This window comes from Klebsiella sp. 141251 (assembly GCF_050600725.1).
Taxonomy (GTDB): Bacteria; Pseudomonadota; Gammaproteobacteria; order Enterobacterales; family Enterobacteriaceae; genus Klebsiella; species Klebsiella aerogenes.
In genome coordinates this window covers 343952-366725 of the sequence record NZ_JAQIRG010000005.1, presented here as the reverse complement: position 1 = coordinate 366725, position 22774 = coordinate 343952, and the positions used below count along the sequence as shown (strand labels likewise).

General features: G+C 56.4%; 22 protein-coding genes. 8 read left to right on the top strand and 14 right to left on the bottom strand.

Annotated elements, in window-relative coordinates; translation table 11 throughout:
• Positions 1–62: 62 nt before the first annotated feature.
• Positions 63–617 (top strand): GNAT family N-acetyltransferase, encoded by a 555-nt coding sequence (locus PGR09_RS14240; RefSeq protein ID WP_015365736.1) that lies wholly within the window; start codon positions 63–65, stop codon positions 615–617.
• Between the two features lie 43 nt (positions 618–660).
• Here PGR09_RS14240 and pbpG read toward each other — a convergent pair whose 3' ends face one another.
• The gene (gene pbpG, locus PGR09_RS14235) at positions 661–1611 is read right to left on the bottom strand and encodes a D-alanyl-D-alanine endopeptidase (protein WP_161799877.1); all 951 of its coding nucleotides are present in this window, start codon (positions 1609–1611) and stop codon (positions 661–663) included.
• A gap of 174 nt (positions 1612–1785) precedes the next feature.
• The gene (locus PGR09_RS14230) at positions 1786–2373 is read right to left on the bottom strand and encodes a Yip1 family protein (RefSeq protein ID WP_047078270.1); all 588 of its coding nucleotides are present in this window, start codon (positions 2371–2373) and stop codon (positions 1786–1788) included.
• Between the two features lie 154 nt (positions 2374–2527).
• Between PGR09_RS14230 and PGR09_RS14225 the strand changes: the two genes are divergently transcribed.
• A complete protein-coding gene (locus PGR09_RS14225) occupies positions 2528–3121 on the top strand; it encodes a DedA family protein (RefSeq protein WP_047044885.1) in 594 nt (197 codons plus the stop codon).
• A 27-nt stretch (positions 3122–3148) separates the two neighbouring features.
• Here PGR09_RS14225 and mdtQ read toward each other — a convergent pair whose 3' ends face one another.
• Positions 3149–4588 (bottom strand): multidrug resistance outer membrane protein MdtQ, encoded by a 1440-nt coding sequence (mdtQ, locus tag PGR09_RS14220; protein ID WP_087860172.1) that lies wholly within the window; start codon positions 4586–4588, stop codon positions 3149–3151.
• Between the two features lie 124 nt (positions 4589–4712).
• On the opposite strand from mdtQ, the gene PGR09_RS14215 reads away from it, so the two are divergent.
• Complete coding sequence (locus tag PGR09_RS14215; protein ID WP_430916250.1) at positions 4713–5447, top strand: class I SAM-dependent methyltransferase; 735 nt, start codon at positions 4713–4715, stop codon at positions 5445–5447.
• Between the two features lie 38 nt (positions 5448–5485).
• On the opposite strand, the gene PGR09_RS14210 is transcribed toward PGR09_RS14215, so the two are convergent.
• The 9 genes from PGR09_RS14210 to mhbT form a co-directional block, all read right to left on the bottom strand.
• On the bottom strand, positions 5486–6880 hold the full coding sequence (locus PGR09_RS14210) for a glycoside hydrolase family 1 protein (protein ID WP_430916249.1): 1395 nt from the start codon (positions 6878–6880) through the stop codon (positions 5486–5488).
• A gap of 15 nt (positions 6881–6895) precedes the next feature.
• Complete coding sequence (bglF, locus tag PGR09_RS14205; protein WP_430916248.1) at positions 6896–8863, bottom strand: PTS beta-glucoside transporter subunit IIABC; 1968 nt, start codon at positions 8861–8863, stop codon at positions 6896–6898.
• A 28-nt stretch (positions 8864–8891) separates the two neighbouring features.
• Positions 8892–9725, bottom strand: a complete 834-nt coding sequence (gene bglG, locus PGR09_RS14200; RefSeq protein ID WP_032712035.1) for a transcriptional antiterminator BglG — start codon at positions 9723–9725, stop codon at positions 8892–8894.
• A gap of 210 nt (positions 9726–9935) precedes the next feature.
• Positions 9936–10868: a tRNA dihydrouridine(16) synthase DusC gene (gene dusC, locus PGR09_RS14195; protein ID WP_045391272.1), complete on the bottom strand. Its 933-nt coding sequence runs from the start codon at positions 10866–10868 to the stop codon at positions 9936–9938.
• A gap of 74 nt (positions 10869–10942) precedes the next feature.
• Positions 10943–12136 carry a 3-hydroxybenzoate 6-monooxygenase gene (locus PGR09_RS14190; RefSeq protein ID WP_047066113.1) on the bottom strand — a complete coding sequence of 398 codons (1194 nt, stop codon included), beginning with the start codon at positions 12134–12136 and terminating at the stop codon, positions 10943–10945.
• Positions 12137–12148: 12 nt separating this feature from the next.
• Positions 12149–12793 (bottom strand): maleylacetoacetate isomerase, encoded by a 645-nt coding sequence (gene maiA / locus PGR09_RS14185; protein ID WP_271031702.1) that lies wholly within the window; start codon positions 12791–12793, stop codon positions 12149–12151.
• Between the two features lie 8 nt (positions 12794–12801).
• On the bottom strand, positions 12802–13503 hold the full coding sequence (locus PGR09_RS14180) for a fumarylacetoacetate hydrolase family protein (RefSeq protein WP_047044903.1): 702 nt from the start codon (positions 13501–13503) through the stop codon (positions 12802–12804).
• A 17-nt stretch (positions 13504–13520) separates the two neighbouring features.
• Complete coding sequence (gtdA, locus tag PGR09_RS14175) at positions 13521–14558, bottom strand: gentisate 1,2-dioxygenase (protein ID WP_430916247.1); 1038 nt, start codon at positions 14556–14558, stop codon at positions 13521–13523.
• Between the two features lie 11 nt (positions 14559–14569).
• Positions 14570–15928 (bottom strand): 3-hydroxybenzoate transporter MhbT, encoded by a 1359-nt coding sequence (gene mhbT, locus PGR09_RS14170; protein WP_430916246.1) that lies wholly within the window; start codon positions 15926–15928, stop codon positions 14570–14572.
• A 127-nt stretch (positions 15929–16055) separates the two neighbouring features.
• On the opposite strand from mhbT, the gene PGR09_RS14165 reads away from it, so the two are divergent.
• From PGR09_RS14165 to sanA, 5 genes are all read left to right on the top strand, one after another.
• Positions 16056–16961: a LysR substrate-binding domain-containing protein gene (locus PGR09_RS14165; RefSeq protein WP_045391285.1), complete on the top strand. Its 906-nt coding sequence runs from the start codon at positions 16056–16058 to the stop codon at positions 16959–16961.
• A gap of 112 nt (positions 16962–17073) precedes the next feature.
• Positions 17074–17472 carry a CidA/LrgA family protein gene (locus PGR09_RS14160; protein ID WP_045376759.1) on the top strand — a complete coding sequence of 133 codons (399 nt, stop codon included), beginning with the start codon at positions 17074–17076 and terminating at the stop codon, positions 17470–17472.
• Positions 17469–18164 (top strand): CidB/LrgB family autolysis modulator, encoded by a 696-nt coding sequence (locus tag PGR09_RS14155; protein ID WP_015365717.1) that lies wholly within the window; start codon positions 17469–17471, stop codon positions 18162–18164. Before PGR09_RS14160 ends, PGR09_RS14155 begins: the two co-directional genes overlap by 4 nt.
• Before the next feature lie 127 nt (positions 18165–18291).
• Positions 18292–19176 carry a cytidine deaminase gene (gene cdd, locus PGR09_RS14150; protein ID WP_045391286.1) on the top strand — a complete coding sequence of 295 codons (885 nt, stop codon included), beginning with the start codon at positions 18292–18294 and terminating at the stop codon, positions 19174–19176.
• 169 nt (positions 19177–19345) lie between these two features.
• Entirely contained in the window at positions 19346–20062 is a 717-nt protein-coding gene (gene sanA, locus PGR09_RS14145; RefSeq protein ID WP_015365714.1) for an outer membrane permeability protein SanA, read from the top strand.
• Between the two features lie 70 nt (positions 20063–20132).
• Here the strand turns inward: sanA and mglC are convergent, their stop codons facing one another.
• Together mglC and mglA are read right to left on the bottom strand one after the other, a co-directional pair.
• A complete protein-coding gene (gene mglC, locus PGR09_RS14140) occupies positions 20133–21143 on the bottom strand; it encodes a galactose/methyl galactoside ABC transporter permease MglC (protein ID WP_015365713.1) in 1011 nt (336 codons plus the stop codon).
• A gap of 15 nt (positions 21144–21158) precedes the next feature.
• On the bottom strand, positions 21159–22679 hold the full coding sequence (mglA, locus tag PGR09_RS14135; protein ID WP_015365712.1) for a galactose/methyl galactoside ABC transporter ATP-binding protein MglA: 1521 nt from the start codon (positions 22677–22679) through the stop codon (positions 21159–21161).
• Positions 22680–22774 lie beyond the last annotated feature (95 nt).

The window sequence follows — 22774 nt, the reverse complement described above, 5'->3', positions numbered from 1 at the left end:
TTCTGTATTACGCTGCATGCCGGAGAAAAAGACTCTCCGGCCAATTAGCTTGAGGAGCCCCCATGTCCGCCAAGGATAAGTTACAAGACGCCGACTTAGAGATCCGCGAAGCGCTGCCCGATGACGCACATGCGATTGCCGCGCTGTACGTCTGGCACGTGCTTAATGGCCGCGCCTCGTTTGAAGAGATCCCGCCTACCGTCGACGAAATGCGCAAGCGAATTAAAACCGTGCGCGATAACGGGCTTCCGTGGCTGGTCGCGCTGTGGCGCGGCACCATTGTCGGCTACTGCTATGCCACCTTTTACCGCCCTCGCCCGGCCTATCGCTATACGCTGGAAGAGTCGATTTACGTCGAGTCCGGTATGGGCGGGCGCGGCATCGGCAGCGCGCTGCTGACGCGCCTCATCGCGCAGTGTGAACAGGGGCCGTGGCGGCAAATGCTGGCGATTATCGGCGACGGCCACAACAACGCAGGCTCGATTGCCATTCATAAGAAATTTGGCTTTACCGTTGCCGGACAGTTGCGCAGCGTCGGCTATAAGATGGGCGACTGGCGCGATACCCTCATTATGCAGCGCCAGCTTGGCGACGGCGACTGGACGTTACCGGAGTGATATTAGAATTCCCGGATTGCGGCGCAATCCGGGGAAGGACAAATTAATCGTTCTGCGCGGTCTGCGTGCCGCCTTTCAGCATCGCTTCCGCCATCTGCGCTTCGCGCTGCTTTTTATAGCTCAATGCGGAGGCCGGAACCGGCATCACCTTGCCGGTTTCAATCCAGGTCCGTAAACGACTGGCGTCGGCAAAATGGGTGTATTTGCCAAACGCGTCCATTACCACCAGCGCCACTGGGCGTTGATTAATCACCGTACGCATAATCAGGCAGTGGCCGGCGGCGTTAGTAAAGCCGGTTTTGGTCAGCTGAATATTCCAGTTATCGCGATACACCAGATGGTTGGTATTGCGGAACGGCAAGGTATAAGCCGGATGCGCAAAGGTGGCGGTATCTTCTTTGGTGGTGCTTAGCTGGCCGATCAGCGGATATTGTTCGCTGGCGATCAGCAGCTTAGTCAGATCGCGCGCCGTGGAGACGTTATGCACCGACAGGCCGGTCGGCTCAACATAGCGTGTATGGGTCATCCCCAGCGCCTGCGCTTTGGCGTTCATCGCGCGGATAAAAGCGTTATAACCGCCAGGATAGTGGTGCGCCAGGCTGGCGGCGGCGCGGTTTTCCGAGGACATCAGCGCCAGCAGCAGCATATTGCGGCGGCTGATTTGGCTGTTAAGACGCACGCGGGAATAGATACCTTTCATCTCCGGCGTCTGGCTGATATCAACGGTCAGCATCTCGTCCAGAGGTAAATGCGCATCCAGCACCACCATGGCGGTCATTACTTTGGTGATCGACGCCATCGGGCGCACCAAATCGGGCTGGCTGGCGTAGATGATTTTCTTGGTCGCCAGATCGACGATCATCGCGCTACCGGAAGCGATATCCGGCTGGGAAGCGGCGGTTACCGCGCTGGTTTTTGCTATCGCCTGGGGCGCAAAAGGCACAGCCAGCAGCAAAGTCAGGCTGAGCAAAGAAATTCGAAAATTCGGCATCATGGGCATTCTGAAAAGTATTTTTGCACGTTATAGAACGTACGCCGCGGCGTAAAGTGGGCTACGCCGCTGGCAAACGCCATCATACCGCGTCATAACACCCTGAGGCCAATAAGAATCGTGAGTAAATGCTGCATTGCCGACATAATTATTCATTTCTGCCGGCAATGCATCTGATTAGAAGAGTCGGTACCCGTAGCCCCACAGCACGACGGTAAGCGCCAGCAGCACTTCCAGCACCAGCACCCCGATAGCCAGGGTTGAGCTGGCGAAGCTGAGCCCCTCTTCCTTATTAATACTCAGGAAGGTCGGAATGCCCAGATACAGCAGATAACCGGTGTAAAACAGCGCGATGGTGCCTATTAACGCGCACAGCCATACCAGCGGATAGAGCGCCACGATCCCGCTTAAAAACAGCGGCGTCGCGACGTAACCGGCAAAAACCATACAGCGTTTCAGCGACGGCTGTTGCGGATAGCTCCTGGCCATCCACCAGATCACCCGCCCCATCACCGCCACCCCGGCCAGCATAACGGCATAAAACAGTACCGCTAATACCAACCCGGTCATCAGTGAAAGCTTAATCACCGTGCCGTCGCCGAAGTTCCAGCCGAGCTGCGTCGTACCGATAAAGGCGCAGATAACCGGAACCGCCGCCATCACCAGCACATGGTGGGTATAATGGTGCGAAATGGTTTCATTTTCACTCTTGATCACGCTCATCTCTTGATTAGGATGAGAGAAGAGTCCCCAGACATGGTTCATAGCGTCCCCCTTGTCACGGCTTCGTACAGCACTGATCCAAGTATAATTCACTCTGTAGATTATTTTGTGTACAGCGATAAAAATGCGCTTCAGACCGTTTTAATCATCAGGGTGTATGATTAAGGGACTGGTAATAGTAGGAGTTTATGTTTATATGGATATCAATCACCTGATTTCCCAATACGGCTACGCGGCGCTGGTTATCGGCAGCATCGCAGAAGGTGAAACCATCACCATCCTTGGCGGCGTGGCGGCGCATCAGGGTCTATTGAAGTTTCCTTTGGTGGTCGTTGCCGTAGCCTTAGGCGGCATGATCGGCGATCAGCTACTCTATTTTCTGGGGCGCCAGTTCGGCGGCAAGCTACTGCGTCGCTTCTCGCGGCAGAAGGCGCGGATCCGGAAAGCGCAGCGCCTGATTCAGCGGCATCCCTATCTGTTCGTTATCGGCACCCGCTTTATGTACGGCTTTCGGGTTATCGGCCCGGTCTTGATCGGCGCCAGTCGCTTGCCGCCGAAAATTTTTCTGCCGCTGAATATTTTCGGCGCCATCGTTTGGGCGCTGATTTTTACCACCCTCGGCTACCTTGGCGGCGAGGCGATAGGCCCATGGTTACATCATCTCGATCAGCACATCAAACACTGGGTCTGGCTGATCCTGGTGGTGGCGCTGGTAGTCGGAGCTCATCTGTGGCTGAAACGCCGGGAAGCGAAAAGAAAAGCGGAAGATACAGAGGATGATAATGAATAGCGGCGCCGCGCGCCGCTATTGACGCCGTTATTTCGTCGTCTGGTGATAACCGCCGCCCAGTGCGGAAGTCAGCTGAATGCTGGCGTCCAGCCACTGGCCGTGCAGACGCAGGGCGGTGATTCGCTCCTGTAGCGCAGGTAGCTTCGCCATGCTCACGCGGGAGCCGGGTAAGATTCCCGCATTCATCCGCGCCTGGGCGAGATTGACCACCCGCTGCGCATCTTTCTCCACCTGCTGCTGCTGCTGGTTTTTCTCCATCAGCGTCTCTACCTGGCTTGCGGTTTTCGCCACCTGGTTCACCGCATCGACTACGGCTTTGTTGTATTTAGCGATCGACAGGCCGTTCTGCGCGCTGGCGATATCGAGATTGGCATTCAGCCTGCCGCTATCAAAGATAGGCAGCGTCAGCCCGGCGGTGACGCCCATCTGCTGCGCCGAATGACGGAACAGATCGCTTAAATGCAGCGCATCCTGCTGCAGGAACGCCATCAGGTTGATATCCGGATAAAACGCCGCTTTCGCCGCATCAATTTCGCTCAGCGAGGATTCGATATACCAGTGGGCTTCCTGCAGATCCGGACGGCGGGCCAGCAGTTCATAGCCCAGTTCGCTCGGCATCTGCGCGCTGACCGCGGGCAGCGGCGCCGCTCGCAGATTGAGCGACTGACTCTGGCTGTTGGTTAACGCCATCAGCCGCGCTTCAATCTCTTTCATATTACCCGCCACGTCGGCCAGCTGCTGATCGGTTTTGCTGACGTTAATGTCGTTCTCCGCCCCTTCGGCGGAGTTGGTGATGCCACGCTGATAGAGCGCGGTATCGACGCTCACAATATTATTCTGTTCGCTTTTAACCTGCTGCAGCACCGTTTTTACCGCCGCTTCGGTCTGCCACTGCCAGTACAGGCGCGCCACGCTGCTGGCCAGCAGCTCGCGGGTCTGCGCCTGCTCGGCGACCTGGGCTTTCACTTCGCCGATGCGCGCTTTCACCAGCGCGCGGTTTTTCCCCCACAGGTCCAGATCCCAACCGGCGGTCAGGCCAAAGGTACCGTTGGTATACCAGGGTCCGGTATTGCCGTCGGTGTCGGTGGCGAATGGCCCCATCAGGCCTTCCGCGGACATTTTCTGTCGTTCGATATCGGCGGAGAAATCCATCTCCGGACCGAGATTCGCCTGAGACATTCGCGCCTGCGCTTCGGCCAGCTTGATGCGCTGCGCGGCAATTTGCATATCCGGAGCATTAGCTAACGCGCGCTGAATCAGATTATCCAGTTGGGCATCGTGGTAATCTTTCCACCAGTCGGTATGCGGCCAGCCATTTTTTACGGCGGCGGGCAGATCCATCGAAACGTGAGATGCCGGGGTTTGCTGCTTTAAAGGGCCGCCAATGTCATGCGATGGCGCGCAGCCAGCCAGCGCGATGGCCAGTGGCAGTGCCGCCAGCACGCTTTTGCTCAGTGTAAGATTCATTCTTCGGGTCGGGTTACTTATAAAGGTTGGTCATCATAAATTAATTGAAGGACGGTCGTTAAGTAAAGCGTGTGCATTGACAATGAGTCAGCTAAAAATAAACAAAGTTATTATTGGAGTTGCAATGAGTCAGAACATTTATGACGATCCCGGTTTCTTTGCCGGTTACGCCACCCTTGACCGCTCGGTGAAGGGGCTTGACGGCGCGCCGGAGTGGCCGGCAATTCAGCGCCTGCTGCCGGCGTTAGATGGCCTGCGGGTGGTCGATCTCGGCTGCGGATACGGCTGGTTTTGCCGCTGGGCGCAGCAACAGGGAGCAAAACAGATAATCGGTTTCGATCTCTCCAGCCGGATGCTGGAGCGGGCGCGGGAGATGACCACCGGCGAGACTATCGAATATCGCTGCGCCGACCTGCAAACCCTGACGCTGCCCGCGGATAGCTGCGATCTGGTCTACAGTTCGCTGGCGCTGCATTATCTGCCGGACGTCGCGCCGCTGTTCACTATGCTCTATCAGGCGCTGGTTCCCGGCGGTACGCTGGTCTTTTCCGCCGAACACCCCATCTATACCGCGCCGCTGCAGCAGGGTTGGCAGGTAGATGAACAGGGGCAAAAACGCTGGCCGGTGAGCCACTATCAGCAGGAAGGCGAACGTATCAGCAACTGGTTTGCCGAGGGGGTGATTAAACAGCATCGCAAACTCTCAAGCTGGATTAACGCGCTTATCGCCGCCGGTTTTGTGCTGGAGCAGCTTGATGAGTGGGGCCCGAGCGCCGAGCAAATCGCCGCCCAACCGGCGCTCAAGGAAGAGAAAGAGCGTCCGATGATCTTTTTACTGCGCGCCGGTAAACCGGCTTAAACGGCATGCGGCCCGGAAAAACCGGGCCGCCGAACAGCTTATTCCTGCAGACTACCGCCGTTGCTGGCAATCACCGCCTGATACCAGGCGAAGCTTTTCTTCTTACGCCGTTCGAGCGTCCCCTGCCCGCGATCGTCACGATCGACATAGATAAAACCGTAGCGCTTTGACATCTCGGCCTTCGACGCGCTAACCAGATCGATTGGCCCCCAGCTGGTAAAGCCCATCAGTTCAACGCCGTCATCAATGGCTTCGCGCGCTTGCACCAGATGATCGTTGAGATAGCTGATGCGATAGTCATCGTTGATGCTGCCGTCGGCCTCGATTTTATCCTTCGCCCCCAGACCATTTTCAACGATAAACAACGGCTTCTGATAGCGGTCCCACAGTACGTTCAACAGCGTACGCAGCCCCAGCGGGTCTATCTGCCAGCCCCACTCCGAGCTTGCCAGATGCGGGTTCGGCACCATGCTGAGAATGTTGCCGCGCGCCTGCTGGTTCAGCGCTTCATCGGCGGTGACGCAGCCGGTCATATAGTAGCTAAAGGAGATAAAATCGACGGTCTCTTGCAGCGCTTCCCGGTCGTCGTCGGTGATGGTCAGCGTAATATCGTTTTCGCGGAAATAGCGCTGCATGTAGCCCGGATAGGCGCCACGGCACTGCACATCGCCGAAGAACTGCCAGCTGCGGTTTTGCTGCAGCGTTTCAAAGACATCTTCCGGCTTGCAGCTCAGCGGATACATCAACCCGCCGAGCAGCATATTGCCAATTTTCCCTTGCGGTACCAGTTCATGACAGGCTTTGACCGCCAGCGCGCTGGCCACCAGCTGGTGGTGGATAGCCTGATAGACTTCGCCTTTACTGCTACCGGCCGGCAGGCCGACGCCGGTCATTGGCGCATGCAGCGACATATTAATTTCGTTAAAAGTGAGCCACAGCTTGACCTGATTTTTATAGCGACTGAATACCGTCCGGGCGTAGCGCTCGAAAAAGCCAATCACCTCGCGGCTGCCCCAGCCGCCATAGTTTTTCACCAGCGCCCACGGCATCTCGTAGTGCGATAGCGTCACCAGCGGAGTGATGTTGTGCGCGGCCATCTCGGCAAACAGCTTGTCGTAGAAGGCCAGCCCGGCTTCATTCGGCTCGGCGTCATCGCCGTTCGGGAAGATACGCGTCCAGGCGATCGAGACCCGCAGACAGTTGAAGCCCATCTCAGCAAACAGCGCGATATCCTGCGGGTAACGATGGTAAAAATCGATCGCCACATCTTTAATACCGCTGTCGCCGGCGACGCGCTCCACGACGTCGCCGAATACCCCCTGCGGCTGCACGTCGGAGGTGGATAAACCTTTGCCATCTTCCAGATATGCGCCTTCGACCTGATTTGCCGCGGTGGCGCCGCCCCATAAAAAGCCCTGCGGGAATGTTTTCATCGCTCTCTCCTGTGATTAATGGCTAACGGACAACAGCGGCTGGCCGGCATCCACGACGCTCGCGGACACAATCTCAACGCTACGGTAATCATCGCTGTTGCTGATAATAATCGGGGTCGCCAGGTCGTAACCGGCGTCCAGAATGGCCTGACGATCGAACTCCAGCAGCAGATCGCCGGCCTGAACTTTGTCCCCCTCTTTGACATGGGCGGTAAACGGTACGCCGTCGAGTTTGACGGTATCAATGCCGACGTGGATCAATAGTTCAATGCCGCTGTCGCTCAGCAGGCCGATGGCGTGTTTAGTCTGAAACAGTGAGGCGACCTCGCCAGAAAACGGGGCAATGACCTTGCCCACCGCCGGAATAATGGCTACGCCTTTGCCCAGCAGGCCGCTGGCGAAGGTGCTATCCGGCACCTGATCGAGGGCCAGTACGCTGCCGGACATCGGCGCCAGAATATCGTTTTCCGCCGCAGGCGCGACGACGACCGCCTGTTCTGCCTGGCTGCGCGGCAAGCCGGCGAAGAAGGTCAATACGCAGGCGAGAATGAAAGCCACGCCGGTGCCAATGAGACCGCCCCACACGCTAAAATCAATGCCGCCGGGCGGTATCATCTGCGCCGGAAAGAAAATGTTCGGCACCCCAAAGGAGTAGGCGTAGCTATTACTGAAGGCGGTAATCGCGCCGCCAATCGCGCCGGCGATACATCCGAAGATAAACGGGCGACGTAACGGCAGCGTCAGGCCATAAATGGCAGGCTCAGTGATGCCAAACAGCCCGGCGGAAAACGCGGAACCGGCCAGCATCCGCTGACACGAATCGCGCGTGGCCAGCAGTATCCCCAGCACGGCGCCCACCTGGGCTATCACCGCCGGCAGAATGATCGGCAGCATAGAATCATGCCCCAACACGGTCATGTTATTGATCATCAACGGTATCAACCCCCAGTGCAGGCCGAAGATAACGCATACTTGCCATAGCGCGCCCAGCACTGCGCCTGCCAGCCATGGGGCAAAAACGTAGATAACCTGATAGCCATTGGCAATCATATGGCTCAGCCAGGTCGCCAGCGGGCCAATCACCAGAAAGGTCAGCGGCACTACCACCGCAAGGCAGATTGCCGGGGTAAAAAAGTTCTTCATCGCCGACGGCAGCACCGCGTTACTCTTCCGTTCGAGCCAGCAGCAGACCCAGGAGGCAAGAATAATCGGGATCACCGAGGAGCTATAATTGATATAGGTCACCGGTATACCGAGAAAATGCTCCACGGGCGCCCCCGTCTGACTGGCTTCAAAGGCCTGCATCATTAGCGGGTGGGTTAACGCGCCGCCGATCACCATTGAGATAAACGGGTTGCCGCCAAACTTTTTGCCGGCGGTGTAGCCAAGAAACAGCGGGAAGAAAAAGAACAGCGCGTCGCTGGCGGCAAACCAGATTTTATAGGTCCCCTGCTGCGGCGTGAGCCATCCGCAGGTTAGCGCCAGCGCCAGTAGTCCTTTCAGCAGACCCGTCGCCGCCATCACGCCAATAAAAGGGGTAAAGATGCCGGAGATGATGTCGATCAGCTGACTTAATACCGAGCTTTTCGCCGCTTTCTCCTGCGGCACCGGTTCGCTGTCGTCACTTAACCCCGCCTGCTGGCGCACTGCCAGCCAGACATCGTGGACATGGTTACCGATGACCACCTGAAACTGGCCGCCGCTTTCGACTACCATGATCACACCAGGGTTCGCCTTCAGCCCTTCGGCATCGGCCTTCGCGTTATCTTTCAATTTGAAACGCAGACGTGTCGCGCAGTGAACCAGACTCACAATATTCTCTTTGCCGCCGACGCGGTGAAGAATATCCTGCGCGAGTGCTTTATATTCCATGCTCTTTTCCTTACTGCCGCTGCCCACAGACAACCGGCGACTGAGTAGTAAAAATAAAAAAACCCGAGAACCACGCCGGTTGGCGTCGCGCTCAGGTTTTGCCTGCATCATGCAGTAACAATCCAGTTTTGTGGGGGGATTAACGCCCCTCTTTTCTTACCCGCTCGATATGAATGGCAAGAAACATAATCTCTTCGGTGGTCAGCGCCCGTTGATAATTCTTTTGCAGGTGCTTCGCCACCGTTTCCGCGCACTTCCACGCTTTGGCGTAGTTATCTTTCACCGCACTGTGCAGCGTAACGTCGTCATCCTGCACTACCGTTCGCGTTAACATGCGCTGGGCGAAAAACTTCAGATGGGTCACAAAGCGCTGGTAGCTGAGCGACTCTTCATCGTAGTTAAGCTGCAGCTGGTACTTCACCAGTTGCAGGATCTCCTGCATCACCCGCGTTACGTGCATCACTTCCGGCATTTCGCTGTTGAGCTGCGCCGTCACCAGATGCAAAGCGATAAACCCGGCTTCATCCTCGGCAAGCTCGACGCCCAGCCGGCGGGCGATGATGGCCCTCGCCTCCTGACCCAGTTCAAACTCCTTCGGATACAACCGTTTAATCTCCCACAACAGCACGTTGCGAATCGCGACGCCGTTTTTCTGCCGCTCAATGGCAAAGTGACAGTGGTCAGTTAAGGTGATGTACAAACTTTCCTGTAACTTTCCCAACCGCCCGCGGGCCAGCTCGATGATACGATCGCAGGTGGTCATTACTTCTAACGGTATCTGACTGAGTAATTCGCCTAAGCGGCCAACCAGTTCATCGCTTTGTAAGGCGAAGACTTTTTCAATTTTACTTTCGTCCAACGAGTCGCCCACGCGCTTTTGAAAGGCCAGCCCTCGCCCCATCACCACCTGTTCGCGCTGCTGCTCGTTGACCACTACCACCACGTTATTATTAAGTACTTTGGCGATTAGCATATGAACCCCAGAAACAAAAAAACCTGACCCCCGACAAATGCCAGGTAATCAGGTTTCGCCTGCCGAAGCAGTAGCAATCCAACTATTGCACTGTATCAACTTCTTGTGACGACTCAAGCGCGAGGGAATAAAAACGTGATACAGCTCGCGTCGTATCGTGCAGGAATAAGTGCTAATTAATAAAGTGCGTACGGAATAACACCGCCTTATCTAATAACGTGCAATCGCTTTCGCTATCTCAGCTGAGGTTTGCAAGGTGCGAATTTCATTAAAGAGGCCAAGCGCTTCCGTGTATTCTTTGCGTAAATAGCCCAGCCACTGCTTAATGCGCGCTACGTGATATAAACCGGTATCCCCCTGCTTTTCCAGCTGGGTATATTTTTTGAGTAACTCAACCACCTGCGGCCACGGCATGCGCGGTTCATTGTATTTGATTACCCGGCTGAGATTCGGCACGTTGAGCGCGCCGCGGCCAATCATCACCGAATCACAGCCGGTAGCGGCCATGCACTCCTGCGCGCTTTGCCAGTCCCAGATTTCGCCGTTAGCAACCACCGGAATAGTCAGGCGCTGGCGGATTTCGCCGATGGCCTGCCAGTTGATGCGTTCAGCTTTGTAACCATCCTCTTTGGTGCGGCCATGCACCACCAGCTCGCTGGCGCCCGCCTGCTGTACCGCGTCGGCGATTTCGAAGCGCCGTTCGCCGCTGTCCCAGCCGAGGCGAACTTTCACCGTCACCGGCAGGTGATCGGGAACCGCTTCGCGCATGGCTTTCGCCCCGCGATAGATAAGCTCGGGATCTTTCAGTAACGTTGCGCCACCGCCGCTGCCGTTCACCAGCTTCGATGGACAACCGCAGTTTAAATCCACGCCCCAAGAGCCAAGCTCCACCGCGCGGGCGGCGTTTTCCGCCAGCCATTGCGGGTATTGCCCCAACAATTGCACGCGCACGCGGGTGCCGGACGGAGTGCGACTTTGATGGTGCAGTTCCGGGCACAGTCTGTAGAACGATTTTACCGGCAGCAGTTGATCCACCACGCGCAGAAATTCGGTGATGCACAGATCGTAATCATTAACCTCGGTCAGCAGCTCGCGCACCAGCGAATCGAGCACGCCTTCCATTGGCGCCAGTAATACACGCATATCGTTACCCGGAAAAAAAAGAGGCGCTATGGTAGCGCCTCTGTGCGTCGGTTTAAAGATCTCAATATCAGACCTTAGCGTGGTGCGAGGCAGTTATCCTCTTTCCAGCCGTAAAGCCACTCGATACCGCGGTAAAATTCATCCTGCGTTTTGCCCTTCCATAGAAGATTACGTACCTGCCGTTCGACCCCCGCCGCGTGATAAATCCGCCCCATTTCACGGGTTGACCAGACAATTCGCGCGGTACGCGGAATACGCACCGACTCGTACAGCGCGAAGGCGCGAGCGGCGTCGCCGTCGCACTGCTGCAGCGCTTTACCTATCGTTACCGCATCCTCCAGCGCCATGCAGGCGCCCTGCGCCATATACTGCGCTACCGGGTGGGCGGCATCGCCGACCAGGGTAATGCGATCGTTGCCCCACTTTGCAACCGGCTCGCGGTCGGCGGTAGACCAGCGGCGCCAGGACGTTGGTTTGTCGAGCATTTGCCGCGGGCGGGGATGAATCCCTTTAAAGTAAGAAAGCACCTCTTCTTTGCTTCCGTCGCGCACGCCCCACTCTTCGCTTTCGCGGCTATGGAAAGTGACCACCAGGTTGTACTGTTTGCCGCCGCGCAGCGGATAATGCACCAGATGACAATGCGGCCCGGCCCACAGCACCGGCGCGTTAATCCGCAGGTCTTCCGGCATGTCGGCCGCCTCGATCACCGCGCGGTACACCACGTGGCCGGTGACCCGCGGCGCATCGCCGAGCAGACTCTGGCGCACCACTGACTTCACGCCGTCGCAGCCCAGCAGAATATCGGCAGTCCAGCTATTGCCTTTGTCATCAAAGACCGTCACGTCATCGGCGGTCTGGCGGATATCCACCACCTGAGTTGAAGTCCGGTATTCCACGCCGGGATGGGTCAGCGCGGCTTCCCAGACGGTGGCGTGAATGTCCACCCGATGGATCACCGCATACGGGCCGCCGAAATGGTCACGGAAGGCCTGGCCGGTCTCGATACGCACCACCTCTTCCCCATTCACCGCATCCATCATCGTGATATGGTCGGTAAACACCGCGCGCTGGCGCGCCACTTCGCCGACGCCGAGGCTATCCAGCGCTGAAAACGCATTCGGCCCCAGTTGAATACCGGCGCCGATTTCACCGATTTCATGCGCCTTTTCCAGCAGCATTACTTTGATTCCCTGGCGCGCCAGAGAGAGCGCCGTCGCCGCGCCGCCAATGCCGCCGCCGACGATAATTGCTCGCGTCACTTTCGCCATTTTCCTTCCTCCCTAGGCCGGAATTTTGTCTTGTTGATTTTCCGGCGCGGCGGCAATAAACGCCGGTAGCCGGGTACAGGCGTCGTAAACCGCCTGGCAGCGCGGATAATGGCTCAGATCGCACCCCATTCGCTGCGCGTTGGCCCACTGCGGCACCAGGCAACAGTCGGCGAGCGTTGGTCTATCGCCGACGCAGAAAGCGCCGGATTTCGATTGTCGCAGCAGTTGCTCCAGCGCACTCAACCCTTGCTGGATCCAGTGGGCATACCAGCGTTTTTTGTCCGCTTCGCTGACCTTCAGCTCGTCGCTAAGGTAGCGTAAAACCCGCATGTTATTAATCGGATGAATATCGCAGGCGATGGCGTAGACCATCTCCAGCACCCGCATCCGCGCCGGATCCTCCTGCGGCAGCAGCGGCATCTGTGGGTAGTGGCGGTCAAGCCAGTCAACTATCGCCAGCGACTGGCTCAGCGATTCACCGTCATCGGTGATAAGCGTCGGCACCAGCCCCGCCGGATTGAGCCGCCGGTAGTCCAGCGCATTCTGCGCCCCGATGCGGATATTCACCCCCACGCTCTGATAATCGATGCCCTTGAGGGCCAGTGCGATGCGCACCCGGTATGAGGCAGAGCTATTAAAAAAACTGTACAGCTTCATTGTTCACCTCACACCACGCGAACGGCGATAGGCGTCAGTCCGTCTACGTTGCCGGTAATCACATCGCCCTTCACCACCGCGCCGACGCCTTCCGGCGTGCCGGTGAAAATCAGATCGCCGGGCTGCAGTTCAAAAAAGCCCGACAGATAGCTGATGGTTTCATTTACTGACCAGATGAGGTGGCGTATATCGCTACGCTGATGATCTTCACCATTCACCTGCAGCCAGATCCCGGCTTGATTCACCTCGCGCGCCTCAGCGGCTTTATGCAGCGGCGCGACAGGAGCGGAAAGATCGAATGCTTTACCTATTTCCCACGGGCGCCCCATCTGGCGCATCTCCATCTGGCGGTCGCGGCGGGTCATATCGAGTCCGGTGGCATAGCCCCAGATATATTCCTGCGCCTGCTCCAGCGGGATGTCGCGTCCCGCCTTGCCGATAGCGACCACCAGCTCAATCTCGTAGTGATAGTTGTCGGTCTGCGCCGGATACGGCAGATCCAGCGTTTCGCCAGCCGCCACCGGCACAACCGCATCCGCCGGTTTGCAAAAGAAGAACGGCGGTTCGCGATCCGGATCGAAGCCCATTTCACGGGCGTGGGCGGCATAGTTACGGCCTACGCAGTACACGCGGCGCACCGGGAACTGCTCATCGCTGCCAACAACGGGGAGACTAATCGGCGCCTGGGGAGCAAAAACGTATTGAGTCATGATGGTTTTCCTTCTTATTAATAACGCGCTTCGCGGAACAGGCCTAAGGCCTCCTGTACCGGACGGTCCGAGAAGCTAAATAACACGCACTCTTCGCAGGCGTTGAACGATACGCCGTGCCAGGTTGGCGCCACGAAGATGTCTTTCGGCTGGAATGCGAAGGTTTGTTCGCCAATCGTCACCTGGCCGCTACCTTCCACTACGTGGTAGATGGTGCTGTCGGTGGTTTTCGCCACCCGCGACAGGAACCCTTTCGGCAACAGTTGCAGGAAAGCGCCCATCGAGGGCATCGGATAGCCACCTGTGACCGGGTTGACGTAGCGCATCTTGTAGCCGTCCCATTCGTCGGCCTCGCCAAGATGGGTCAGGTCATGCAGCGCCTCGCGGCTACGGTCGTAGCGGTAGTTAAAGATCGGCGAGGAATTTCCCACCTGATGGCGCAGCGGCAACATGTTGGCAGCGTAGCGCGGCAGGTAGTCGCCCTCTTTACGCGTCACCGGCTGCTGCTCCTGCGGATAATCTTCAGCAAAACCGCAGCCGAGATAGTTGACCAGCGGTAAATCGAGACCATCGAGCCAGACCACCGGTTCATCGCCAGGATTGCCGTGATCGTGCCAGCGCCACTGCGGAGTCAGAATAAAATCGCCGGGGCGCATTGGCGTGCGCTCGCCGTCGACGGCGGTAAACGCGCCGTGGCCTTCCACGATAAAGCGCAGCGCCGACTGATTGTGACGGTGGCTCGGCGCCACCTCGCCCGGCATGATGAGCTGCAGGCCGGCATACAGCGACGCGGTAATGGACGACTGGCCGCGCAGCTGCGGGTTCTCCAGCACCAGTACCCGACGTACCGCCTCTTTAGCGCCGATTAACTGCCCGCTTTCCAGCAGCAGCGGGCGAATTTCCTGATAGTTCCAGTACGCCGGGGCGCAGTTGGCATTCGGCGTTTGCGGCACCAGATGGTGCAACGATTCCCACAGCGGCGTCAGATTCTGTCCAGCGATATGCTGATAGAATTGCTGACGATTGCGGTTCGATTGCGGAGTAGATGGCGTCATTATTATTCTCCTCATTTATTCGCGATACCGGCAGAGGGCAGCGCGTCGGGTACAGTTCCAGGGCGGCGAACCGCCAGCATCAGCAGGATGAGCATCACCGCGCCGATCGCCGCCGGTACCGCTATAACGTAAAACAGCGTGTCGAAAGAGAGATTCATCGCCATCATCATGCCGCCGGAGAGCGAACCAACGATGGCGCCGCAGCGGCCGACGGCGTTGGACCAGCTGACACCGGTCGCGCGGCTCTGAGTAGGATAAAGCGTGGCAGTCAGCGCATTCAGGCCTACCTGCGAACCACTCACGCCGATTCCGGTGCCGAAAATCGCCAGCGCCATCAGCCACAAACCGTTTTCGCTTAAACCGATCATCACTATGCACAACGCGCCCAGGCAGTAACTCAGCGCCAGCACAAGGAAGGGATTGAAACGGTCCATCAGGATACCGAGCAACAGTGCGCCGAGCGTGCCGCCCACCTGAAACGCGGCGGTCACCCACGAAGCGTGCTGCAAATCGATACCACGATGGTTAAGCAGCGTCGGCATCCAGCTGGAGAGCAAATAGATAATCAGCAGGCTCATAAAGAACACCACCCAGAGCATCAAGGTGATTGTCAACTGGCGGCCGACAAACAGCTGGCTAATGCTGCCTTTCGGCCCGGCCGCCGGTTCATCCAGCCAGAAATGGGTTTCGGAATAGCGCTCGCCGGTGATGGCGCTGACGGTTTTGGCGATGGTCGCCTGCGGCAGTCCGCGGCGAACCTGCCAGCGCGGCGATTCCGGCAGCGCCCACAGCAGCGCGACGGCCAGCAGCAGCGGCAGGATGCCGCCTAAGGCCAGAATGCCGTGCCAGCCGATATGCGCCACCAGTTGGGCGCTCACCACGCCGCCCAGCGCCGAACCCAGCGTGAAGCCGCAGAACATCAAGGTTACTAACGCCCCGCGGCGGCGAGCCGGCAGATATTCCGAAGTCATGGTAATCGTGTTGGGCATCGCCCCGCCCAATCCCAGACCGGTGAGAAAACGCAGGATCACCAGCATGTCAAGATTCGTCGAGAACGCGGAGAGCAGGCTAAATAAGCCAAACAACGCGACACAGAACTCAATCACCCGTTTTCGGCCAAAGCGGTCAGAAAGCGGGCCGCAGAGCAGCGCCCCGGCGGTCAATCCCAATAGTCCGGCGCCAAACAGCGGCGCGAGTTCGCTGGCGCTCAGTTGCCAGTGAACGCGGATATCGGGGGCGATAAAACCAATGGCGGCGGTGTCAAAACCATCAAGCATCACCACCAGAAAACAGCAAATAATCACACGCCACTGCAGGGCGCCAACCGGCGCTGCGTTGAGTAACGTCTGTAGTTCACGTCGTTGAGCCATAATGATGCCTCAGTGCAGGTCAGGGTAGATGTTGTATTTATTTCTTTTATGTTGCGATTTTGTAACCATGGCGATGAAATGTACAATGGCTTTTCGGGCATAGACATAACCTGGAGGTTATCGGCTGATGGCGAACTGGACGCAAAAGTTGAAGCTGCAGCATTTGAAAATGCTGGTGGCGCTGGGTGAGCAAGGCAATCTCACGCAGGTCGCGAAAATGATGAATATTACCCAGCCCGCACTCTCTAAGTGGCTGACGCAATTTGAAGAAGAAGTCGGCATGCCGCTCTTTGAGCGCCACAGTAAGGGCCTGCGCCCTTCGGAAGGTGGCAAACTGCTGCTTCAGCACGCCCAGCGGCTAATCAACGACATGTCGCGCTCGCAGTACGAGATCGAGCGCTTTAAACAAGGCGGGCTGGTCGGCAGCCTGATGATCGGCTGCTCGCCGGTGGCGACAGACTGCGTGGCGCAGGCGATCCTCGCCCTGCTTAAAGAGATGCCGACCCTGCATCTGAATATCGAAGAAAAAGTGATGACGCCACTGCTGCACGACCTGCTCTCCGGCGTGGTCGATGTGGTCGTCGGACGTGTTGGGGGGCGCGCGCTGGAACTGCCGCTCAACTACCGTGTGCTCTATACCGAACCGGTATGCTTCGTCGCCCGTCCCGATCATCCGCTGGCCAGCAGGTCCCATCTGAGCTGGGCGGATCTTGCCGCCTGGCGCTGGATCGTCTGGCCTACCGGCACGCCCATTCGTCAGAGTATTGATAACGCGCTGGTCGATAACGGCGTCATGCTGCCGGAGAATACTATCGAGTCGGCCTCGATGAATGTCACCAGCAATTTGCTGCAAAGCAGCGATATGATCTCTATTCTTTCTTTGCGGCTGGCGCAGCATTACGCCGAACATGGGCAACTGGCGATTCTGAATTTGCCGCGTATTGAACAAAAAGGTAGCGTTGGGGTGTTCTGGCGCAAAAGCGAAGTGCCATCGCTGGCGCTCACTCGTTTTCTGCACTACCTCGCAGAATAAGGCCGCTGTTCCCATTTTCTATGCTGACGATGCGTAGAATTCATGATGTGATCGGTAGCACATTTCAGGGTTTAATTGTATGATGAATGGCAGTTCATCAAGGGTTATTACCATGAGTAAGTCGCTGAATATTATCTGGCAGTACGCGCGAGCTTTCGTCCTGATTTACGCCTGCTTGTATGCGGGCATTTTTATCGCCGGGCTACTGCCCATCACAATTCCCGGCAGCATTATCGGCATGCTGATTTTGTTCGTGCTGCTGGCGCTGCAAATTATGCCGCCGCAGTGGGTCAACCCCGGCTGTAACATCCTGATTCGCTACATGGCGCTGCTGTTCGTGCCTATCGGCGTCGGCGTAATGCAGTACTGGGATTTGCTGCGCGCGCAGCTGGGGCCGGTGGCGGTCTCCTGCGCCGTCAGTACCTTATTAGTCTTTTTGGTAGTGAGCTGGAGCTCGCATCTGGTCCACGGTGAACGCAAAATCATCGGGCAAAAAGGAAGTAAAAAATGATCCATGAAATGTGGTGGTCGCTCCCGTTAACGCTGATTGTCTTTTTCCTTGCCCGCAAGCTGGCGGCGCGGTTTAAATTTCCGCTGCTCAACCCGCTGCTGGTCGCCATGGTGGTCATTATTCCTTTCCTGCTGGTCACCGGCATTTCTTATGAACGCTATTTTGCCGGCAGCAAAATCCTTAACGATCTACTGCAGCCGGCGGTGGTCGCGCTGGCCTTTCCGCTGTATGAACAACTGCACCAGATCCGCGCGCGTTGGAAATCCATCATCACCATCTGCTTTATCGGTAGCTGCGTGGCGATGATCACCGGTACCACCGTCGCGCTGCTGATGGGCGCCACCCCGCAAATCGCCGCTTCCATCATGCCAAAATCCGTCACTACGCCGATTGCCATGGCGGTCAGCGGCAGTATTGGCGGTATTCCAGCGATTAGCGCCGTATGCGTCATTTTCGTTGGCATCCTCGGCGCGGTGTTCGGCCATACGCTGCTTAACGCCATGCGTATTCATACTAAAGCATCCCGCGGCCTATCGATGGGTACCGCCTCGCACGCCCTCGGCACCGCCCGTTGCGCCGAACTGGACTACCAGGAAGGGGCATTTAGCTCGCTGGCGCTGGTACTGTGCGGAATTATTACCTCGCTGGTCGCGCCTTTTCTGTTCCCGGTGATCGTCGCTGTTGTTGGATAAGTGTGATGTACATCACATTTATAAATGCAACAAATTAGCGTTGCACAAGCAATGAGACTTATGTCACATATAGGGCCCGTACGGGCCCGTACACTAGCTTCCCATTACATTGTTATGAGGCAACGCTATGCACTCTCGTTTTCAAGCTGCTTTGACTAATCTGGCGGCAGACCTGCAGGCGGCCATCGCCCCGATGCTCGCAGACCCGCACTTCCCGGCGCTGCTCGAAGCCGATCAGGTGGCGACGCTACAACAAGCAACAGGTTTGGATGAAGACGCGCTGGCCTTTGCGCTACTGCCGCTTGCCGCCGCCTGCGCCCGTGCCGATCTTTCTCACTTTAACGTTGGCGCTATCGCCCGCGGCGTGAGCGGTCGCTGGTATTTCGGCGGCAACATGGAATTCCTCGGCGCCACCATGCAGCAGACCGTCCACGCGGAACAGAGCGCCATCAGCCACGCCTGGCTGCGCGGCGAAAAATCCCTGCGCGCCATTACCGTCAACTACACGCCTTGCGGCCACTGTCGCCAGTTTATGAACGAACTGAACAGCGGTCTGGCGCTGCGCATTCATCTGCCGGGTCGCGAAGCGCACTCCTTGCAGCACTATCTGCCAGACGCCTTTGGTCCGAAAGATCTGGAGATTAAAACTCTGCTGATGGATGAGCAGGATCACGGCTTCCCCCTCAGCGGCGATGCGCTCACGCAGGCGGCTATTCAGGCGGCGAACCGCTGCCATGCGCCGTACAGCAACTCCCCTTCCGGCGTGGCGCTGGAGCTGAAAGACGGCACCATTTTCTGCGGCAGCTACGCGGAAAACGCGGCGTTCAATCCGACGCTACCGCCGCTGCAGGGCGCGCTGAACCTGCTGAGCCTTAACGGTTACGACTATCCGGATATCCAGCGCGCGCTGTTAGCCGAGAAAGCCGACGCCGCGCTTATCCAGTGGGATGCGACCGTTGCAACCCTGAAAGCGTTGGGCTGTCAGAATATCGACCGCGTACTGTTAGGTTAACTAGCCAGATAGCCTGAGCAGATTGCCGGATGCGCCTTTGGCTTATCCGGCCTGGATTCGGTAATCTGCCATATTGCTGAAAATCCCCGCAATTAAACGATGGTTTCTTGCGCTTACCCGGCGGGTAAAGTAGCCTGAAGCTTCCCTCGTCCACCATTGAGTCAAGTTCATGTTAAAGCGTGTGTTATACAGCCTGTTAGTCCTGCTCGGCCTGCTGCTGTTGACCGTGCTGGGTCTTGACCGCTGGATGAGCTGGAAAACCGCGCCCTATATTTACGATGAGCTGCAGGATCTCCCCTACCGCCAGGTTGGCGTGGTGTTGGGTACTGCCAAATATTATCGCACCGGCGTGATCAATCAGTATTATCGTTACCGGATCCAGGGCGCGCTCAACGCTTACAATAGCGGTAAGGTCAATTATCTGCTGTTAAGCGGTGACAACGCCCTGCAAAGCTATAACGAACCGATGACCATGCGCCGGGATCTGATCAAAGCCGGCGTCGATCCGGCGGATATCGTGCTGGACTACGCTGGTTTCCGCACCCTCGATTCGATCGTGCGCACCCGCAAAGTGTTCGATACCAACGATTTTATTATTATCACCCAGCGCTTCCACTGCGAGCGCGCGCTGTTTATCGCCCTGCATATGGGGATTCAGGCGCAGTGCTATGCGGTGCCTTCGCCGAAGGATATGTGGACCGTGCGTCTTCGCGAGTTTGGCGCCCGATTTGGCGCGCTGGCGGATCTCTATATCTTCAAACGCGAACCGCGTTTCCTCGGGCCGCTGATCCCCATCCCGGCGCAGCAGCATGAAGTTCCGGAGGATGCGCAATCCTACCCGGCGGTCACGCCTGAGCAGTTGCTGGAGCTACAGAAAGAAAAATAACCTGCGTCGTTTCGTCAATTTGAGATATAAAAAAACCCGCGCCAGGCGCGGGTTTTGTATGCGTTCAATCTTATTTCTTACGCGCGTATTTCAGTGAATCCAGCGCCACGGCGAAGATGATAATCGCCCCCTTAATAATATACTGCCAGTATGGATTGACGCCGATGTAGGTCAGACCATAGTTGATGACGGTAAAGATAATAACCCCGGTCACCACGCCGAAAACCGTACCCACGCCGCCGCTGAAGGAAACGCCCCCCACCACGCAGGCGGCAATCGCATCCAGTTCGTACATAAAGCCGAGGTTGTTGGTCGCCGAACCGATACGTCCGGCTTCCAGCAGCCCGCCGAAGGCGTAAAACACCCCGGACAAGGCATAAATCATCAGCAGGTTCAGCGCCACGTTAACGCCGGAGACACGCGCGGCTTCCGGGTTGCCGCCGATAGCGAAGATGTTTTTACCGAAACGGGTTTTATTCCACAGGATCCACACGAAGAAGATAGCGATTAGCGCGTAGAAAGTTATGTACGACAGGCGGAATGAACCTAAAGCGACAAAGCCCTGGGCAAACTGCGAGAAGTGGCTGTCGAAACCGGAAATCGGCGACGCGCCGACGAAGTCGTAGTACAGGGAGTTGATACCGTAAACGATAATCATCGTCCCCAGGGTAGTGATAAACGGCGTCACGTTGAGATAGGCAATGACGATACCGTTAATCAAGCCAATCACCGCGCCAATTGCGCAAACCAGCAGAATAACCAACGGGATCGGCATGGTCGCCATCTCCGGGAACACCTTGTTGGCGTTATCCACCGCCTGCAGCATGGTAGCCGCCACCACCGCCGCCAGACCCACCTGACGTCCGGCGGAAAGGTCGGTCCCTTGAGTAACAATCAGCCCGGCGACGCCGAGAGCGATGATAATACGTACCGAGGATTGCGTCAGGATGTTACTTAAGTTCAGCAGACTTAAGAAGGTCGGGTCCTGGAAAATAATAATGGCCAGCAAGACCAAAAGTACAACGTAAATCCCACCCTCTTTCAGGTAAGTGAGGAAACTCTTTTTATTTAACGCACTCATGGAAAGCCCCTGATCTCAAAGGTGCAATGATGCAAGACGCAGAATTTCATTTTGCGTCGTGGTTTTGGTCTCAACAATTCCGGCAACCAGCCCGTTGCTCATAACCAGAATACGGTCGGTAATTCCCAGCAGCTCCGGCATTTCAGAAGAGATAATAATGATGCCCTTATCTTTTTTAGCCAGTTCGGCAATCAGCTGGTAAATTTCAAATTTCGCGCCGACGTCAATTCCGCGGGTCGGTTCATCAAGCATTAATATTTCCGGTTGGGTTAATAACCAACGGCCGATAATAACCTTCTGCTGATTCCCGCCGGAAAGCGAACCGATTTGCGTTTGATGACCTGGCGTTTTTACACGCATGGAATCGATAACCCATTGGGTATCGCTTTTCATCCGTGAATTGTCCAACAGGCCGACCTTGTTTTTATACTTCTTGATATTTGATATCAGCGAGTTAAAACCAATATCGAGATAAGCATAAATCCCCGTCGAACGACGCTCTTCGGTTACCAGCGCAAAGCCGTGGTTAATCGCTTCGTTAGCGCTATGGTTATTAATTTTTTTACCATGCAGGGTAATAGTGCCGCTGGCCTTTTCGCGGATGCCAAACAGCGTTTCAACGATATCGGTACGCTTCGCGCCTACCAGTCCGGCAATACCGAGAATTTCGCCCTTATGCAGATCGAACGAGACATCACGAATCGACGGCTGGCGCAGCGAGGTCAGGTTACGAACTTCAAGGATTACTTCGCCCGGTTTGTTTTGTTTATCCGGAAAACGCTGGTTCAGCGAACGGCCAACCATCATCGCAATGATCTTATCCATATCCAGCCCTTCCAGCGGCTGGGTGGCAATCCACTGACCATCGCGCAGGATAGTAATCTCATCGCAGAGCTGGAATATCTCCTCCATTTTATGGGAGATATAAACAATGCCGCAGCCACGCTCTTTCAACTTGCGGATTATTTTAAACAGGTGATTGACCTCTTTTTCGGTCAGCGATGAGGTAGGCTCATCCATAATGACTATTTTGGCGTCATAGGAGAACGCCTTCGCAATTTCAATCATCTGCATCTGCGATACCGATAACGTCCCCACGCGAGCGCGCGGGTCAATATCAATATCCAGTTCATCAAATATCGCTTTGGTATCGCGATACATTTTATCCTGATCGACAAACATACCTTTGGTGGGGTAACGCCCCAGCCACATGTTGTCCATGACCGAACGTTGTAGAACCAGGTTTAACTCCTGGTGCACCATTGAAATACCGTTCTCCAGGGCTTCTTTCGCCGAATGGAAATCGATCTCTTTTCCCTGAAAAAGAATACTGCCGGAATCTTTTTGATAGATCCCAAATAAGCATTTTAATAATGTCGATTTACCCGCGCCATTCTCCCCCATTAATGCATGGATTGAGTGCGGACGAACCTTCAGGTTGACATTATCAAGAGCTTTCACGCCGGGGAAAGATTTGTTGATGTCGCTCATTTCCAACAAATATTCGCCCGACTGTACGCTATTATTGCTGACCATAGTTATACCTGGCTGCGTTCGTGCCGATCCGCGACGATAAGTTATATCGCAGCAAAATCGGCTTCGGTATCAGGAATAATCGGGCGCGCTGAACG